1 protein-coding gene and 1 pseudogene are annotated in these 3,434 nt (G+C 25.5%); both read left to right on the top strand.

The features are described 5' to 3' along the window. Nucleotides 1–2,524 precede the first annotated feature (2,524 nt). On the top strand, nt 2,525–3,253 hold the full coding sequence (locus Q0V09_RS09385; protein ID WP_297488852.1) for a thiamine ABC transporter substrate-binding protein: 729 nt from the start codon (nt 2,525–2,527) through the stop codon (nt 3,251–3,253). After that, a pseudogene (locus tag Q0V09_RS09380) lies at nt 3,219–3,434 on the top strand (thiamine ABC transporter substrate-binding protein); the annotation flags it as partial. The gene Q0V09_RS09385 and the pseudogene Q0V09_RS09380, both read left to right, overlap by 35 nt.

Genomic DNA, 3,434 nt, shown 5'->3' with positions numbered 1-3,434 from the left:
CTACACCAGGACGTACACTCTTTCCCTACACGACGCTCTTCCGATCTCTTTTGAAAATATAATAGGTCATCTTTTTACAACTTTTGAGAAGATTAAAGAGAAAAAGAAAGAGGAAAAAATATTATCAGACTATATGTCTAAATCATTAAAGTGGATTTGTAGTATAGATAGAGATAAGTATAGAGAGTTTGCTCTTGAAAATTGGAATGAGATTCTTAAAGGGGATAAATGTTTTGATGGAAGAAGAGTTAAAACAACTAAAAAAGTTGATTTAGATGTGGAGATAGATATTTTAAATACTGGTTTTATGGAGCTGAAAAAAGAGATATCTAAAGAGATATTTAATAGAGATATTTTATCCTTAGAAAAAGAGATATTAACATTTATAGAGAATTTATTTTTAATATATGATAATATTAAGTTTTCAGAAAAGAGATTTACACATTTAGATATTAGTAGTTATCTTTTTAAATATATAGAAAATGAAGATGTAAACTTAATAAAAGATGGGAAAATAACTGAGTATTTTAAAGAGATATTTGACAGTGAGTTTAAAATAGTTTTTATAGATGAGTTTCAAGATACAAGTATCTTACAATGGAAGATCTTAAGTGGATTAATAAATAAATGTGAAAAATTAATTTGTGTTGGAGATGAAAAACAAAGTATATATGGATGGAGAGGGGGAGAAAAAGCTTTATTTGAAAATCTCCACAAAATTATTGATGTAAAAGAAGAAACAATGTCAATATCATATCGTAGTTGTAAAAATATAATAGAGTTTACAAATATTATTTTTAAAAATATTTCTGAAGATTATAAGGATGATGAAGAAAATAAAGAGTTAGGTTATCAGTGGGATTTTCAGGAAATAACAGCTAAAAGTGAAGATGAAGGTTATGTTGAAGTTGTAACTGAAACTATTTTAGAGGAAGAGGAAGAAACAGGAGAAGAGGAAAGTATGGTTGAAACTCTTGTTAATTCTATAGAAAATAGATTTAGAGGGAAATATAGTGGAATTGCTATTATTGCAAGAAGCAATTTACAACTTAATCAAATAGCCTCAGAGTTAGGAGAAAGAGATATTCCATATGTAGTTGAGTCAAATGCTTCTATAATATTCCAAAGAGCAGTTAACCCTATATACAAGTGTTTAAAGTACATTGTAAATTTAGACGATCTATCTCTTATTGAACTTTTAAGATGCGATATAATAAAAGTAAATAATTATCAACTTAAAAATATTTTAACTAATATAGATGAGATAAATGCTTTTATAAAAAACGGAGAAGAGTTAAAATCTTCTAAGCTAATTAAAATGAAATTAATTTTTGAAAAAATAAAAGAACTTTTAAAAGTAGAAAACCAACAAAATATACTGTTGAATATAGTTGAGCTATTTAATATATCTAAAATTTATTCCTCTAAAAGCGATCTGAAAAATATATTTCATTTTTTAGAACTGTCTAAAGAGCATGAAAATATTATTGATTTTTATAAAACACTTATGAATGAAAAGGATGAGAATAGATATAAACAAATATCATTAGAAGAGGATAATGCAATAACTCTTTTAAGTATTCATAAATCTAAAGGTTTAGAATATGAGACTGTTTATTATTATCATGAAGTTCCAAGAAAGGGAATAGCTTCTGGAATTCAATTTTATATGGATTTCAAAACACCATTTAATGAAGTGAGTAACTTTGTTTTTATTGATAAAAAATATGAAAAAGCACTATTACAATTAGACAATGATTTTTTATTTTTAAAAGAGTTACAGTTAAAAGATGAACAGGAGGAGATAAATAACTTATATGTAGCATTAACTAGAGCTAAAAGGCATCTGTTTTTAGTTATGGGAAAAAGTAATAATAAGTATTTAAAAGTAGTTGTAGAAGGATTGAATAATTTATCTTTTGGGAAATTTGAAACAAAAGAAAAAGAGATATCTAGAGAAAAAGTAGTTTTAAGTGATGTACTAGAAAATATAAGTTTAAAAGAGAAAAAAGTTGAAGAGTGTGAACAACCTCAAAGAAAATTTTTGATAGATATAGTGACTGAGGAAAAAAGAATAGTAGGAAATGCTATTCATAACTATTTAGAATATATTATTGAAAATACTGAGGAGGAGCATAGAGAAGCTAAACTTAGAACATTTTCAAAATATGCATCTGTAATAGGCGAAGAGAGATTGAGAAGAATTTTAGAAAGTCCAGAGTTTAAAAGAGTATTTATTGAAAATTCAGATATATTTTCAAATAAATGGGATTATATTTATCCAGAGTATGAGATTTATGATGAAGGAAAATTAAAAAGGATAGATAGACTTATGATAAAAGAGGGAACATCTTTAAGAAAAGGGGAGATTCAAGTTATAGATTATAAAACTGGAGGAATTGATCAAGGTCAATTGGATGAATATGAAAGAATTATAAAAAATCAGTTAATAGAACTTGGAAAAATAGAAAATTATAATATTGTGGGAAAATTTTTAGAGATAAAATTATAAGGGGAGATTATAGTGAAAAAAATAATATTAGGAAGTTTATTTTTAATAGGAAATTTAGCTTTTTCAAAAGAGATATTAATTTATGGGCCTGAATCAATGAAATGGGTTGAAACATCAGCAGGACCAATATTTAAAGAGGAAACAGGAATAGATATTAAATTTCAACCAATAGATGGATTAATTTCTAGAATGAAACTTGAAAAAAGAAGACCAAAAGCAGATATAGTTATGGGTCTTACAGATATTAATTACTTACAAGCTAAAAATAACGATTTAATAAAAAAATATAAGCCTAAAAATGCAAATAATATAAAAAATGAGAAATATATTATTGATAAAGATTGGTATGTTACTCCAATAGATTATGGAATGTTAGCTTTAAATTATAATTATGAAAATTTAAAAGAAAATTTAAAAACATTCGATGATTTAAAAAAGTATAAAAAAGAATTATTAGTTCAAGATCCAAGAAGTTTTACAGGGGAAGCTTTTATGTTATGGACTATTGCAGTATATGGAGATAAGTGGTTGGATTTTTGGAAAAGTTTAAAGCCCAGTATTTTAACAACTTCTTCAGGGTGGTCAGATTCTTTTGCTAAATTCTCTGTAGGAGAGGGAAATATAATGAGTGGATATGCATCTAGTTCAATATATTTTTATCAAGATGGAAATGAAAATAAATATAAAAGTTATATTCCAGAAAAGGGTGGATATATATATAGAAGGAGCAGCCCTAGTTAATAAAAAAGATATAAAACCAGAATCAAAAGAGTTTTTAGATTTTATATTAAAAAAAGAATTTCAAAAGTTAGCTTTGGAAAAAAACTATATGTTTCCAGTAACAGAGTATAAATTACCAGATGATTATAAATTTGTTCCAACAACTAATAAAATAGTTAGATTAAATCCAGAAACTGTAAAT

Source organism: uncultured Cetobacterium sp. (assembly GCF_947039425.1).
Taxonomy (GTDB): Bacteria; Fusobacteriota; Fusobacteriia; order Fusobacteriales; family Fusobacteriaceae; genus Cetobacterium_A.
Note: the sequence above shows the minus strand (reverse complement) of the source record. Positions and strands in the feature narration are given on the sequence as shown.